Annotated in this window: 12 protein-coding genes; 9 read left to right on the forward strand and 3 right to left on the reverse strand. The window is 46.3% G+C overall.

Going from position 1 to position 14,430, the window contains the following annotated elements:
• The first annotated feature begins 75 nt into the window (after positions 1–75).
• The 3 genes from purU (at position 76) to AC27N8_RS14910 (ending at position 3,171) form a co-directional block, all read left to right on the forward strand.
• Complete coding sequence (purU, locus tag AC27N8_RS14900; RefSeq protein WP_487068170.1) at positions 76–936, forward strand: formyltetrahydrofolate deformylase; 861 nt, start codon at positions 76–78, stop codon at positions 934–936.
• A 574-nt stretch (positions 937–1,510) separates the two neighbouring features.
• Positions 1,511–1,921: a hypothetical protein gene (locus AC27N8_RS14905; protein WP_487068171.1), complete on the forward strand. Its 411-nt coding sequence runs from the start codon at positions 1,511–1,513 to the stop codon at positions 1,919–1,921.
• Positions 1,922–2,415: 494 nt separating this feature from the next.
• A complete protein-coding gene (locus AC27N8_RS14910; protein ID WP_487068172.1) occupies positions 2,416–3,171 on the forward strand; it encodes a PadR family transcriptional regulator in 756 nt (251 codons plus the stop codon).
• 86 nt (positions 3,172–3,257) lie between these two features.
• Here AC27N8_RS14910 and AC27N8_RS14915 read toward each other — a convergent pair whose 3' ends face one another.
• From AC27N8_RS14915 to AC27N8_RS14925, 3 genes are all read right to left on the reverse strand, one after another.
• The gene (locus AC27N8_RS14915) at positions 3,258–3,572 is read right to left on the reverse strand and encodes a DUF3307 domain-containing protein (protein ID WP_487068173.1); all 315 of its coding nucleotides are present in this window, start codon (positions 3,570–3,572) and stop codon (positions 3,258–3,260) included.
• 402 nt (positions 3,573–3,974) lie between these two features.
• Positions 3,975–5,693: an O-antigen ligase family protein gene (locus AC27N8_RS14920; protein ID WP_487068174.1), complete on the reverse strand. Its 1,719-nt coding sequence runs from the start codon at positions 5,691–5,693 to the stop codon at positions 3,975–3,977.
• Positions 5,694–5,980: 287 nt separating this feature from the next.
• On the reverse strand, positions 5,981–6,715 hold the full coding sequence (locus AC27N8_RS14925) for a metal-dependent transcriptional regulator (RefSeq protein WP_487068175.1): 735 nt from the start codon (positions 6,713–6,715) through the stop codon (positions 5,981–5,983).
• A 609-nt stretch (positions 6,716–7,324) separates the two neighbouring features.
• Between AC27N8_RS14925 and AC27N8_RS14930 the strand changes: the two genes are divergently transcribed.
• From AC27N8_RS14930 to trpCF, 6 genes are all read left to right on the forward strand, one after another.
• Positions 7,325–7,897, forward strand: a complete 573-nt coding sequence (locus AC27N8_RS14930) for a transglycosylase SLT domain-containing protein (RefSeq protein ID WP_487068176.1) — start codon at positions 7,325–7,327, stop codon at positions 7,895–7,897.
• Positions 7,898–8,528: 631 nt separating this feature from the next.
• Positions 8,529–9,578, forward strand: a complete 1,050-nt coding sequence (gene trpS / locus AC27N8_RS14935; protein WP_487068177.1) for a tryptophan--tRNA ligase — start codon at positions 8,529–8,531, stop codon at positions 9,576–9,578.
• Positions 9,579–9,683: 105 nt separating this feature from the next.
• Complete coding sequence (trpE, locus tag AC27N8_RS14940; protein ID WP_487068178.1) at positions 9,684–11,300, forward strand: anthranilate synthase component I; 1,617 nt, start codon at positions 9,684–9,686, stop codon at positions 11,298–11,300.
• Position 11,301: 1 nt separating this feature from the next.
• On the forward strand, positions 11,302–11,865 hold the full coding sequence (locus AC27N8_RS14945) for an anthranilate synthase component II (RefSeq protein WP_487068179.1): 564 nt from the start codon (positions 11,302–11,304) through the stop codon (positions 11,863–11,865).
• Between the two features lie 61 nt (positions 11,866–11,926).
• Complete coding sequence (gene trpD, locus AC27N8_RS14950) at positions 11,927–12,970, forward strand: anthranilate phosphoribosyltransferase (RefSeq protein ID WP_487068180.1); 1,044 nt, start codon at positions 11,927–11,929, stop codon at positions 12,968–12,970.
• A gap of 4 nt (positions 12,971–12,974) precedes the next feature.
• The gene (trpCF, locus tag AC27N8_RS14955; RefSeq protein ID WP_487068181.1) at positions 12,975–14,408 is read left to right on the forward strand and encodes a bifunctional indole-3-glycerol-phosphate synthase TrpC/phosphoribosylanthranilate isomerase TrpF; all 1,434 of its coding nucleotides are present in this window, start codon (positions 12,975–12,977) and stop codon (positions 14,406–14,408) included.
• The last annotated feature ends 22 nt before the right edge of the window (positions 14,409–14,430 follow it).

Genomic DNA, 14,430 nt, shown 5'->3' on the forward strand with positions numbered 1-14,430 from the left:
ATTCAACTTATCAGTCTATGGCTGACCATTGCAAGCAAAAAGACATCCGAAAAAAAATTGGTGGGAGGGCCTCAGGTGTCAACACATAACAGCACAATTACACTTCTCATATCCTGTCCTGACAGGCCAGGCATCGTCTCCACGGTTTCAAGCTTCATCTATAAACACAATGGCAATATTCTCGAATCGGATCAACATTCAACCAATCAGGATGACTGTACTTTCTTTATGCGTATTCACTTTGCCGAAGATAATTTCCAATTAAGCGCTCCTGAATTGAGAGAGGCATTCAGTCCTATCGCAGCACAATTTCAGATGCAGTGGAGCGTCCATTATTCTCGTCAACGTAAGCGTGTCGGCATTCTCGTCTCGAAATATGATCACTGCCTGGTTGATCTACTGTGGCGCTGGAAAATGAACGAGTTAGCCATGGAGATCCCATTCATTATCAGCAATCACCAGGATCTGGAACCGCTAGCTATCATGTACAATATTCCCTATTATCATTTCCCAGTCAAGCGTGCAACCAGAGCAGTTGACGAGCAGAAAATGCTTGATTTCATTGGCGATCAAGTAGATTTTCTGATCCTGGCACGCTACATGCAAATTCTTGAGCCAGCCTTTATTGAAGCCTATCCACAACGCATCATTAACATCCACCATAGCTTCTTACCTGCTTTTATTGGTGCAAGCCCTTACAATCAGGCCTTCCAACGAGGAGTCAAGCTTATTGGAGCTACAGCACACTATGTAACAAACAATCTTGATGAGGGACCAATCATCGCCCAGGACGTTATTCATTGTAATCATCGGGATGCTGTCAATGATCTCGTGCGCAAGGGCCGAGATGTAGAACGTCTTGTCCTGGCTGAAGCGGTGAGATTACATACTAGCGACCGGGTACTGGTCTATGAGAACAAAACGATTGTTTTTTAATAAGATATACAGAGATCTTCATAGCAGCATCCATGTTTTTCATTGCCACGGGTGCTGCTTTTCTATATACAGAAGATAAGTTTATGATGTATGGTCTAAAAAGACCAGAAATTTTTAGCCAAATTCAATAAGAATCATATCAGGTACTGGCCTATTCATGCAGGTACGCTATTCAGCTTTTTATCGACTATGCTGGCAGCAACAAGGATTACAAAAAAGCTGCTATATATATTTTATCCACAATTTTTTACAGTTCGTAAACATTATATTTGCTTCTTCAGTATATTTATTGAAATACTGCATCCGCTTCTTACCTGCCAGACAGATTTTCCTCGCCATTTATGTAATAGATGAGCTATTTATTAAGCCCCTCTACAGGCTCATCCATCTGGTAGCACGTAACTAAAAAAACCATACATCTTGATAAACTAAAAAAACCTTGTATCAAGAAACATAGCAAAACTTCACAGCATAGGAATCTGAATACTCAAATACACTGTTGAATTATCATGAATAGGTATGATACTATAATGAAATACAGAAAGAGCGCCCCCATTGCAAAAGAGGAGTTTAAATGATCGATATGCTTCGGCTCACACCCACACCCTCTAAACAAAAGATTGAGCTGAGTATTGAAGAACGAGCTCAACTAAACACAATTGTTGACCTACTTATTCCGTCAGACCAGGATTTTCCTCCACCATCTAGTCTACATTTAATTGATGAACTGCTGCTTCATCTCCTGCCCAAAGTCGGGCGCAAAAGTATTCCAATGTTGAGCGAAAAACGTCTCCGTACTGCATTAAGTGAACTCAACCTATCAGCCGGTGGAAATTTCTGCCTCGCAAGCACTGAAAAACAGCAAAGCCTGCTACACCATCTGGAGTATCGTGACCCTGCCTTTTTCCAGGCTCTCTGGACACTCGTAAATCACAGCTACTACGCCACACTAGCCCAACGTTGGCACCATGGCCAATTCGCCTGACGATATTTTGATTTTGCATATGCTTATTACTTTCTCAACTTTACAGTCACGCAAGCCATGTTATTTATCACATTACAAGGACCAGAAAACCAAAAAGCTATGATAGCAAAGAGACAGTGAAGTTACTTACTCCAATGGCTGCGTCTCTGAAGAGTTAGCAAACCATGCCAAAAAGCCACAGGAGGCTACGGAAAATATCAGCTTCAACTGATTCCATACTATTTTCCGTAGCCTCCTCCCTATCAAGATTACTATCTCGGATCTCGACCTGCACCTCAACAGAGACTGAAGCAAAAACGCCCTATCTTATCCAATCAGCACTAGCACTCTTTTCTCCTCTCATTTAGAGCAAAAAGCAACCCAGGGCACAGAGAAAAACGTATGTTTTATAAAATCAATACGATATATCTTGACAAGAATGCGATATATCGTATATACTACCCATAGCGATAACGATATATCGCATTCTTGAAATTTCGAAAGGAAAACAACATATGTTTAATCACTTTAACAGACATTTTGCATTTGAATACGACGGCCCTCCCAGGGATTGGGAAGGTTGGACTCCACCCTGGTTACGTCAGGATGGACCTGAGCACCGACATGGTCACAGACACGAACATCATCCTCGCTTCTTCGAGATGCGTGGAGGCAGACATGGTTTCTTTGGCCCTGGTGGCCCTGGAGAGCACGGCGGCCCATTCAAAGGTGGCCCTCGTTTCTTTGGACGCGGCGATGTCAAATACGCACTGCTTGAACTTCTCCAAGAGCGTCCCATGCATGGCTATGAAATGATGAAAGCCCTCGAAGAGCGTTCTGGTGGTTTCTATGCACCCAGTGCAGGCACCATCTATCCAACATTACAACTGCTGGAAGATCGTGGACTGGTAACTGTCCAAGAGCAAGATGGCAAAAAGGTCTACAGCATCACCGAGGCCGGACAGGCTTTCCTGGCCGAGCGCCAAAAAGATGAAGAAAACTTTACTCCGCCCTGGGCTCGTGGACGTGGCGGACGCGGTGGACGTGGTCCAGGCTTCTGGAACGAGCCGGAGATCCAGGCCATACGAGCGGAGGCTACTGAAGTAGCTCGCCTCTTTGCAATTGCTGGCCGTTCTTCATTCCGTGATACGCAAAAACTAGCCAAATTACGTGCCATTCTGGAGCGCACACATAAGGATCTAACAGACTTCATTTACAGCAACCCAGAACAGCCAACTACCGAAACCCCACCGACAGATGCCGGACAATAAGTTTGTCATCCCAAATATCTTCAGCTTAGATGTTAACACTGCTGGAGGTATTTGGGACGCCTCGGTTCATTCCATAAGCATGATGATTACATTCTCAAGAGCAGAATTAACACGATAGTTACAATATGCAACAATTGATCCACCCAGATCGGGCCAATCAGTTTATAGCGTGATTTCAACGGATCAATCACAAAATGCGTCCCGAATAGCACAGCAGTCGCCAGAAAAGATGGATGAGCAAATAAGAGAAATGTTGCTGTATAAGTAGCGGAGTGATAAAAATTGATCTCCCAACTCTTCCCTTTCTCCATGCTCATCCATGAACTTTGAAAGGCAAAATCTCCCACAAAGTGACAGGCCAGCCAGATAAGTAACGTCGCAAACGAAAAACTAATGGACATCTCTATCTTCCCCTCGATTTGTAATTTCGATCATAATCTCAACATCGCCACATGTCATGCCTTCATCTGATACCTTTGTTAGGCGACCATCTGCATACACACTTCAATGTGAGGATAGTGTGACTTGAAATATTGTTTTAAGTATAGAGATATTTAGTAAGGCATTCAATGAACTATCTCGCAACCAAAATGTGAAATACAATACATCAAACAAAATCAATACTCCCTATGAAAATGAATCTCAATGAGCTGTTTGCATGCAAAAAAGAACTCCAGAAAGTTGTTTCTGGAGTTCTTTTTTTATAGAGCAATACTACACGTGACCCATTCAATTACCTTGCAAGCTGTGACACCTTTCTACTCAACTCATCAGTTCACCATAGATAAACAACAGCGATTGTGTTAGTCGTGTAAGTGTGACGCCGGTGATAGCTTTTTACTACTACCAGGGAGTAGCATACGCCAGGGCATGCCAAGCTGAAAGCGCATAACCAGAAGCAGTGCAACGAGTAACCAGAAACAAAACGAAAGATCTTGTGCTAAAAAAGAGCTATCGACCAATCCTTGAACCGTTGCACACAACATAGAAGCAGTTGCCGCCACAATCATCCAACGCCATTGCTCAAAGTCATCGCCCTGTTGCCGCGTCAGATAGCCTAGAAGCGCCGCAAATAACCAGAAAAAGAGGACCAAAAACGCGACAAAGGCGAGCAAGCCAAACACACCAATACTTACCCACACGTGCAAGAAGATATTATGCGGGTGTGATAACTCAGGTTCATCATACATATGGGTTGTTTTCCCATTTACTTCACCAACAATATAGTAGTGAGAAGCCATTGGACAAGATTGCATCCATGAGAAATTCGGATCATTGGGCTTATATTGAGGATCTGCAACCACAGCAATACGCGGATCTGCATAATGACAGAGCCAATTATCCAATCCATAACCAAATAAGGGTTGATCATGGATCATCGCAATCGCACTCTGCCACACATAAACACGTCTCTCCAGGGTACTCACATTATTCTTATCACTGTGTCCATTAATAATAGTATTCTCTACTACAGAATTCACTTTGTTGTGAAAGGCCCCATAACCACCCAGTGTCAGAACGATCACGATTGCGCCACCCAGAAGTAATACTTTGCGCTTGCGTATGGATAATATGATGAGAAATGCCAGTACGACTGGAAATGCTGCCAGTGCTGCGCCACGAGAGTTGTTCGTCAACAACGCATAGACAAATGGGATACACAACAACGCTGTAGCCAACCTGATCTTCCAGGATACCTTCGAAAAAACCAGAGCTAATCCTACAGGCAGCGTGTAATCAAATAGTAAGCCGACACTTGGAGGGCTACCATAAACCGCATCAGTCTGGTTCGAACCAAACATCTGATATTGAATAATCGATATGAATGCGATAACTAATCCAGTTGCAAAAAGTGCTATCAGTAAGCGTGTGAGATCCTGACGGGAACGTAAACCAGAGAAGATCAATCCAACATAGACAAGTGGATCAAAAATCTCCTCACGAAAAGCACGCACCGCAGTATCGCGTGAACTCGCCACAAAAAGAGAGATTACAGCAGCGAGCACAAAAACAAGTATTGGCCATAAAAATGGTCCAAGACGCTTTTGCATCTCTTGCCACGAAAGTCGATACCGCCATTGACGGCGATATAAAAGAAGCTGCGCACAGGCCACAGCGACGGTCAACCACAACACAATTTCAGCAGGACTAAAACTTGCAGAGTTAATAACATCTTTTGGAGCTAAATAATACGGCAAAGCGAGGGGAAGGAGCCCAATGGCAAATGGTAGGCGATACCAGCACAAAACTGCAAACGCAATTAAAAAAGGCAGCCCAAACCATGGACTCCATTGTGCCAGATTGCCGATGGGAAACTTCAGATGGTGATTCCCAATCAAATAATACAAGGTCATGGAAAGCACAAGGGCGCATTCGATCAAACGATTCTGCCAGAAGAGGGGCTTTCCTTCTATTACAGTATCGTCAGGGTGAGAAGGAGGAACGGTAGGCATAGAACGAGATACGCTCTGTTCCTCTGCATCAGCCACATGTGAAGACACATTGGTCTCCGACAAAGACATATGTGAATCGCTCATTAATTTATACCAATCAATCCGCACCCCAATGTGCATTTTTTAGAAGAAGAGATCTATAAAATGGATTGTTACCAGGAACGAGTATAGCAAAATTTCCACAGGGCGTCCATTGATAAGACGTTTCTAGGACGCCTGTACAGCCATTTGACTCATTAACCTAAGGTGAATGCAGAGATGACAACAATCAGATACACACATATCAATATACATAAAGAGGTCGTTTGAGTGATCACTCGCTGAAGTTTTTTTCTATCATGTGCAATTATGCCGGATTAGTTGGTATAAGGAACAACCCAGAGCTTTGAAGCTGCAACAGGGCTAATTGTCACAGTCCGATCATCAGCAGTCAGGGTCACCTCTTCATTTACATCTGGTTGATCAGAATGGGCGGATGCCGAAGCAGTATCATCTATCTGACTAAGCATTACCAATTGCGTGCCGGGAGTCAAACCTTTTTCATGCATATACATAATGAGAGCCTCTTCGTCCTCCACCACCTCAGAAACACAAAGAATGCGTACATGTGTACCGTTAGGTACCGTCGAAAGTCGCACAGCATGATTATCTTTGAGATAAGTACGCGCATTAGGAACCGAGCCAGGAATAGGATTGCCATGAGGACATGTCGTGGGCTGATTAAGACTTGTCATCACCCGTGACTCTACAGCACCAGAGATAAAATGCTCCAGGCGGCAAGCCTCTTCATGAACTTCATGCCACTGCATACCAAGCATATCCACCAAAAAACGCTCCGTTAAACGGTGGCGGCGCAGAACGGCTTCGGCAGCCTGATTCCCCTCTTCCGTCAACGTCACATGACGTTTATTATCCATCTCCACGTATCCATCTCTCACCAGACGCTTCAGCATCTCAGTTACAGTAGGAGCGGAAACTTGAAAACGCTCAGCCAGACGAGCTCCAATGACGGTTTCCCCTTCCATACTCATGTTATAGATCGTTTCCAGATATTCTTCAACCGTGGCACTCAAAATATCTTCTGTTTTCATGGTACTGTGTCCTATACTTCTCTACTCTCTCAATCAACTCGCCTTGAGGAATGGTAATTTTTACTATATATACGAATGTTTCATTTTATACAAATTGGCAGAGGAATAGCAAACCAAAATGTCCCTCTTTCTCCTGCAAATAGAAGCTCTTCATTTCATCTTAAAGCCCTATTCGGGGGATCATTCTACACTACTAGTGTAACACGTTTTGTTGCTAGAGTCTATATGAACGATACAATCATCATGTCATAAAGAACTTTTTATCATATATCATGCATAAAACCACACTAAACATTTTTAATTATAATTAACTATAATAAAACATATATATTCGCGTTTGACAATTTCCATCAGGGATATAGTGGATGGGAAAGGAGAAATATGGATAAGGAACCTCAATATCATTCATCGACAAAAAAAGGTAATTGTCTATTTCATCTAACCAGAAGTAGACCTATCCTTTGGCGGATCAGGTTTTCGAGACAGTTAGTAATCCTACTTTGCACTCTATTGCTGGTCCTGTTACCCTTTGGGGCCTCTGTACAACCCACAAAAGCACGCGCAACCAGAGCCAATTGTCTCTGGTATCATGTGGTTCCCGGTGATACTATGGGTAATATCGCTCATTATTATCGCGTCAATATCTGGGCAATTGCTCGTGCGAATAGAGTACGCAACATTAATCTGATCTATGCAGGACAGAATCTCTGCATACCACATGCAGCTAAAAAAGCCATCAGCGGCCTTTATTCCAGCGGAAAAGTCCGCTGGTATGCTTACAACGCCTTAGAGAGATCTAATAGGCAGCAAGCAAACAAGCTCATCCGTCGCGCTGCCGCCCGTCATGGGCTTTCAGCTAATCTGATGCTCGCAATTGCCTGGCAAGAAAGTGGCTGGACACAACATGTCATCGCACACGACGGCGGCATCGGAGTTATGCAACTGATGCCATACACCGCTCAAGGTCTCAATCGACAAGTTCATGGTCATTACGACCCCTATAAAACCAGTGACAATATCGAGCTTGGTGCAATTTATTTGAAATCACTCTCGCACGGTTTTCACGGAAATCTGACACGAATTATCAGTGCATACAATGAAGGTGGCTGGAACGTACAACATCGAGGTATTTTCAACTGGCACTACGTGCGTAATGTACAAGCCCTTATGGAGCGCTATTAGTAGAGGCACCAGCCGAACTATTGTGAGCCACATTCCAACAGTCTTCTTTCTCCCGATTTACTCACAATCAAACATTGAGTAAATCGGGATATTTCATACATGCATATCCGATACTGACACCAGTGCCCCATGATATACAGTGCATAGGAGGCAAGTCCAGACGTGGAGATGCACAAAAACTGTGACCATAACCTTGACAGTGTCAAAGATTCAGCTTATACTGTTCTCAATCAAGACAATTTCATCATGAAGCGACGAACAGGAAAAGTACATAGCGTTGCATAGAAACAGAGAGTCGGGGCTGGTGGAAACCGATACTAGTCTAGCTATGGAATGGGCCTGGTAGCTAAAGAGCAAACGTTTTGAGTCAGCTGACATCAGCTATTCAAAGCTAGTAGGACTCTTTCGGAATGTCCCCCGTTATTGAGGACAGGATATATTACACTGTATCCGGCAAGAGAGATGATTCCCTCCCAGATTTGTGCATCTGAGAATGCACGTGAAATCAGGAAGGACTAAAAATCATTTAAAATCAGGGTGGTACCACGGAAGTAGCTATTTCGCGCTTCTCGTCCTTGTAGAGGGATGAGGGGCGTTTTTTATTGGTCTTTTGCGGGACAGGAGCAAACGTATGTCAATCGAAGCAAATCTAGCAGCACAGCCTGTTGTAAAGGCAGAGCGCACGGCACCAGCGGTTAAAAAGCGTGTCTTTTCTGGCATTCAGCCCACCGGCAACATCCATATAGGAAATTATTTTGGAGCTATTCGCAACTGGGTCGAGACACAAGATCAATATGATAACATCTTTTGTATCGTTGATCTACACGCAATTACACTCCCTATCGACCCTAAAGAACTACATGCAAACATTCGCAAACTAGCAGCTCTCTACATTGCCTGCGGATTGGATGTACGCTACTGCAAACTTTTTGTGCAATCGCACGTGCACCAACACGCTGAACTAGATTGGATCTTGAGTTGTTATACTCCTATGGGCTGGTTAAATCGTATGACGCAATTTAAGACCAAGGCCAACAGCAATATGGATACCGTTGGAACAGGGCTTTTTTGCTATCCTGTCCTCATGGCTTGCGACATTTTGCTCTATCAGACACATTTTGTGCCCGTTGGTGATGATCAGCGTCAACACGTTGAGCTGACACGCGATCTCGCACAACGTTTCAATAGTCTCTATAACGAAGCTGTCTTTACTGTCCCGGAGGCACAGATCCGTGAGACCGGAGCGAGGATTATGTCACTAGAAGATCCGACCAAAAAGATGAGCAAAAGTGATGCTAACCCCGGTGCCTATATCACCTTATTAGATGATCCAAAAACCATTAAGAAAAAAATCAATCGAGCCACAACCGACTCTGAGCGTCTGGTCACCTTTGATCCCAAACGGCCCGGCATCACAAATTTGTTGACGATCTATCAAATTCTCACGCGTCAATCAAAGCAAGAGATCGAAGCAGATTTTGAGGGCAAAGGATACGGTGATTTTAAAGCCGCTTTAATCGAGCGCCTGGTCGAGACCTTAGGTCCAATCCAGCAACGTTACAACGAGCTCATTAATGATATGCCCGCCTTAGAAGATTTGCTGAAACAAGGAGCGGATAGTGTACGTCCGATGGCTGAGCAAACAATCAAAAATGCCAAACAAGTCATTGGTCTTGGCTAAAAACCAACTTTAAGATCACAAAGACGTCGGATAACGATCACCAGTCAATGTAACCACTCGAAGATGATGTTTCTATAATGGGATCAAGAAGCAGGTAATGAATATATGTACTATCCAACATTAGAAGAGGTCCAGCAAGTGCGTGAGAGCGAACAACATGCATCCAGCACTGGCACGCTGGATACACGTCGACCACTCTTACCGCTCTACAGCGATATTCTAGCTGACATGGAGACACCGGTTTCAGCATACTGTAAAACGGCGCAGAAGCCATATAGCTTTCTTCTTGAAAGCGTCTCTGGTGGAGAGCACGTCGCACGCTACTCATTCATCGGCATTGATCCTTATCTGGTCATGATACAGAGTGGTGAAACGGTCAAGTTACGCAAAATGCAAGATGTCCAGGGCCATTATAGTGAAGAAGAAATTGCTTGCCACGATCCACTCAAGCTACTTGAAGCTGAATTGGGGCAGTATCGACTTATTATTCCGCCGCATCTTACACAGTCACATGATCAGCTCCCCAAGTTTTTTGGAGGAGCCGTTGGATACCTTTCGTATGATACCGCAGCTCGCTTTGAACACTTACCAGAGCCACCTCCAAATGAGCTCAATGTCCCATTAGCTGTCTTTATGCTCACTGAAACGGTCCTGGTTTTTGATCACGTACGTCATAGTGTGCGCGTTGTCACACACATCCATCTGGACGCACCAGACATCGAGGAGGAATATCGGCGCGGACAAGCCGTGATTGACGATGTTCAGATACGCTTACATCAACCGGCACGGCTCCCGGCAGAGCCAGAACCAATCAGTGACCCTGACGCGCTACGCATCAAATCGAACCGCACCAAAGCAGAATTCGAAAGCATGGTGAGACGCTCCATCGAATACATCAAAGCTGGGGATATCTTTCAGGTCGTCCCGTCGCAGCGCCTGAGCCGTCATGTCAACGCAGCACCCTTTACAGTCTATCGTGCCCTACGAGCGATAAATCCCTCGCCTCACATGTTCTTCCTCGACTTAGGAGATTTTCATGTCGTCGGAGCTTCGCCAGAACTGTTGGTACGCTATGAGGATAATGAGGTAACCATTCGCCCCATTGCGGGTACGCGTCCTCGCGGCGCCGATAGGCCGAGCGATGAACAGCTAGCTATCGAACTACAGCAAGATCCCAAAGAGCGAGCCGAACATATCATGCTACTCGATCTGGCTCGCAACGATGTTGGTCGCGTCAGCAAAGTAGGCACGGTACAAGTTGAAGACTTCATGACGATCGAACGCTACTCACACGTCATGCACCTGGTCACAAACGTCTCAGGCCAACTCCGCGAAGGCATCTCCCCCTTTGATGCTCTACGGGCAGGCTTCCCCGCTGGAACCGTATCCGGCGCACCCAAGATCAGAGCAATGGAGATTATTAGCGAATTAGAAGGTGAACAACGAGGTGTGTATGCTGGCGCCGTTGGCTACTTTAGCCATACAGGAGATCAGGAGACAGCCATCGCGCTACGCACGATGGTCATCAAAGACGGACGCGCCTACATCCAGGCGGGAGGCGGTGTGGTAGCCGATTCACTCCCCGAGAACGAATACCAGGAGAGTCTCAACAAAGCGAAAGCCCTTCTGAGAGCACTCGACGAAGCCGAACTTATCGCTGATAACAACCGTCAGACGATTCATCAAACGTCCCCGGTCACTGCCCACGAAGGGATGAAATAACATGCTTTTATTACTCGATAATTATGATAGCTTTACCTATAACCTGTATCAGTACTTGGCAGAACTAGGTGCTGAGGTTGAGGTACGCCGCAATGATCAGGTAACCATTCAAGACGTCGCAGAAATGAAACCCGCATATATCGTCGTCTCGCCGGGACCATGCACGCCAAACGAAGCCGGGCTATCGTGCGCTATTATTGAACACTTTGGTCCCACAACCCCCACCCTGGGCGTCTGCCTGGGTCACCAATCAATTGGGCAGGTCTATGGTGGACGCGTCATACGAGCGCCAGAGCCCATGCATGGCAAATCATCGCGCATGCATCACAGTGGCAAAGGAGTCTTCAAAAGCTTACCCGAGCCATTTGAAGCCATTCGCTATCACAGCTTAATTGTTGAAGATAGCAGCCTACCAGACGAGCTTGAGATCACCGCAAGGACCGAGGATGGCCTGATCATGGGCCTAAAACATCGAACCTATCCAGTTCAGGGAGTCCAATTTCATCCCGAATCGATTATGACAACCGTCGGCAAAGATCTACTGCGCAACTTTCTAGAGCAGTAGGAACGAGATCAGGAGGAGAATATTCCTCCCCAGTTCTATACAGAGAGGAAAAAGTGCACTCATGATTCGCGAGGCTATTGCTCATATTGTGGGAGGGGCTACCCTGAGCACGGAGGAAGCTGCCGCCGCAATGGAAGAGATCATGACCGGCGAGGCGACATCGGCTCAGGTTGGAGCATTTCTCACAGCTCTCCGCATGCGACCTACGGGAGAAACGATTGAAGAAATTGCTGGTCTGGCTTATGTTATGCGGGAGAAAGCGCTACCAGTACATTTAAATGCACATGCAGCGTCTCAGGCGCTGGATACGTGCGGCACTGGAGGAGATGGTTCAGGCACACTTAATATATCCACCGCAGCGGGCATCCTTGCAGCGGCCGCGGGAGCCACTATCGCCAAGCATGGGAATCGTTCGGCCACGAGCAAGAGTGGAAGCGCAGATGTGTTAGAAGCGCTCGGATTGAAAATTGATCTGGCACCAGAAGCGCTGGCAAAGAGTATTGAGACGTGTGGCTTTGGATTTATGTTCGCCCAGACCTATCATCCTGCGATGAAATATGTAGGAGCAACGCGAAGAGAAATTGGTATCCGCACAGCATTTAATATTCTTGGTCCACTGACCAATCCAGCCCACACACCGTATCAAGTATTAGGTGTAGCGGATAGATCATTATTAAGAAAAATGGGCGCAGTTCTACTCCATATGGGATGCAAGCATGCGCTCATAGTTCACAGCGAAGATGGGTTAGATGAATGTTCACTGAGTGCTCCCACGCATATCTGTGAAGTCCGTGCGGGCCAGGAAATGCGAGAATATACGCTCACGCCTGAAGATGTAGGACTGACCAGCGTGACGAATAAGCAACACTTCCAGGGTGGAGATCCCACCTATAATGCAACCGCCTTGCGTGAGATACTCTCAACGTATAGTGCGACTCCTGCGACGGAGATGATCTGCTTCAACGCAGCTGCTGCTCTTATGGCGAACGAGCAAGTAGCATCTTTCCAGGAAGGGATTAAGCTCACCCACGCTACATTGCAAGCAGGAAAGGCCAAACGCAAACTTGCCGAGGTCATTGAATTTTCCCAAACATACAGTAGGTGATACCATGTTTCTTGACAAAATTGTAGATCAAACACGTATAGACCTCGTGCAACGTAAACGAGATCTACCAATAGAGGACCTTCGGCGTCTGGCCCGGGAGCAGCCGCATCCACGCGATGCCCTTAAAGCCTTCGAGCCACGTGATCGTGTGCATTTGATCGCTGAAGTGAAGCGTGCATCTCCATCCAAAGGGATGCTGGCTCCCGATCTAGATCCAGTTGCGACGGCACGCATTTACGAAGAACATGGAGCATCAGTCATCTCTGTTTTGACCGAGCCACATTTCTTTCTCGGCTCACCGGCATATCTGACGGCCATCAAAAACGCTGTCAGTGTCCCGGTGCTACGCAAAGATTTTATCATCGATGACTACCAGGTATACGAGGCTCGGGCCTGGGGCGCTGATCTCATTCTGCTCATCTGTGCTATTCTGGATGACCATCAGTTACAACACTTGCTTCAACTGACCCATGAGTTGCACATGCATGCGCTCGTCGAAGTTCACAGCCGTGAAGAGGCGCAGCGTGCCATTAAAGCGGGCGCACTGATCATTGGAGTCAACAGCCGTGATCTAACCACCTTCAAAATGAATCCTTATCTCCTGCGAGAGATCCGCCAGATCCTCCCAGAGGATCGGATTATCATCGCTGAAAGTGGCATCCATAGTGAGGCCGATGTCCGTCGCCTGGCTCGCTACGACGTGCAAGCCATGTTAGTGGGAGAATCACTCGTGCTATCCCCTGACATACCTGCCCAGATCCGCATGCTTCTCCATGGTGCCAATCACACCACGCAGGTGAAAATTTGTGGGCTCAGCGATCCTGACCACATGAATGCAGCCATCGAAGCGAGTGCCGATATGCTTGGGTTCATTTTCCATGAACCCAGTCACCGCTATATCCAACCGACCCGGGTACCAGCCTTGCTTGCATCAAGTTCAAGCTATACACATCCCGCACAGGGACAGGCACATCCCGATCTGGTTGGAGTGTTTGTCAATAAAGAGGTCAATTACATTAACGATGTTGTCGAGCAAGCGGGTCTAAACTATGTCCAGCTACACGGCACCGAATCTCCCGATTTCTGTCAGCAGATCTCACGTCCTGTCATCAAGGCATTAGCATTGAAGGAACAAAGCGATCTGTCACAGCTAGCAGACTATCAGCGTGTTACCTGGCGACTATTGATCGATACACCGACACCTGATTGGGGTGGCTCTGGCCGCACCAGCGATTGGCATCTCGCACATTTGGCGGCTCAGCAAAGTAAGATTCTGCTGGCCGGCGGATTAACTCCTGAAAATGTCGCCGACGCGATACAGCAAGTTCATCCCTGGGGACTTGATGTCAGTAGTGGTGTCGAGACAAATAAGAAGAAAGATCTACAAAAAATACGTGCGTTTCTCGACCAGGTACGCCAACGAGAGGCGCAAGACTAACTCATTGAATACATATAGACGC

It is taken from the genome of Dictyobacter sp. Z7_2 (genome assembly GCF_057551105.1).

Excerpts from the sequence above, each read along its gene's own strand:
- AC27N8_RS14905 (WP_487068171.1), top strand. The coding sequence starts at position 1,511 with ATGATCGATATGCTTCGGCTCACACCCACACCCTCTAAACAAAAGATT.
- AC27N8_RS14910 (WP_487068172.1), top strand. The coding sequence starts at position 2,416 with ATGTTTAATCACTTTAACAGACATTTTGCATTTGAATACGACGGCCCT.
- AC27N8_RS14915 (WP_487068173.1), bottom strand. The coding sequence starts at position 3,572 with ATGTCCATTAGTTTTTCGTTTGCGACGTTACTTATCTGGCTGGCCTGT.
- AC27N8_RS14920 (WP_487068174.1), bottom strand. The coding sequence starts at position 5,693 with ATGTCTTTGTCGGAGACCAATGTGTCTTCACATGTGGCTGATGCAGAG.
- AC27N8_RS14925 (WP_487068175.1), bottom strand. The coding sequence starts at position 6,715 with ATGAAAACAGAAGATATTTTGAGTGCCACGGTTGAAGAATATCTGGAA.
- AC27N8_RS14930 (WP_487068176.1), top strand. The coding sequence starts at position 7,325 with ATGGGTAATATCGCTCATTATTATCGCGTCAATATCTGGGCAATTGCT.
- trpS (WP_487068177.1), top strand. The coding sequence starts at position 8,529 with ATGTCAATCGAAGCAAATCTAGCAGCACAGCCTGTTGTAAAGGCAGAG.
- trpE (WP_487068178.1), top strand. The coding sequence starts at position 9,684 with ATGTACTATCCAACATTAGAAGAGGTCCAGCAAGTGCGTGAGAGCGAA.
- AC27N8_RS14945 (WP_487068179.1), top strand. The coding sequence starts at position 11,302 with ATGCTTTTATTACTCGATAATTATGATAGCTTTACCTATAACCTGTAT.
- trpD (WP_487068180.1), top strand. The coding sequence starts at position 11,927 with ATGATTCGCGAGGCTATTGCTCATATTGTGGGAGGGGCTACCCTGAGC.
- trpCF (WP_487068181.1), top strand. The coding sequence starts at position 12,975 with ATGTTTCTTGACAAAATTGTAGATCAAACACGTATAGACCTCGTGCAA.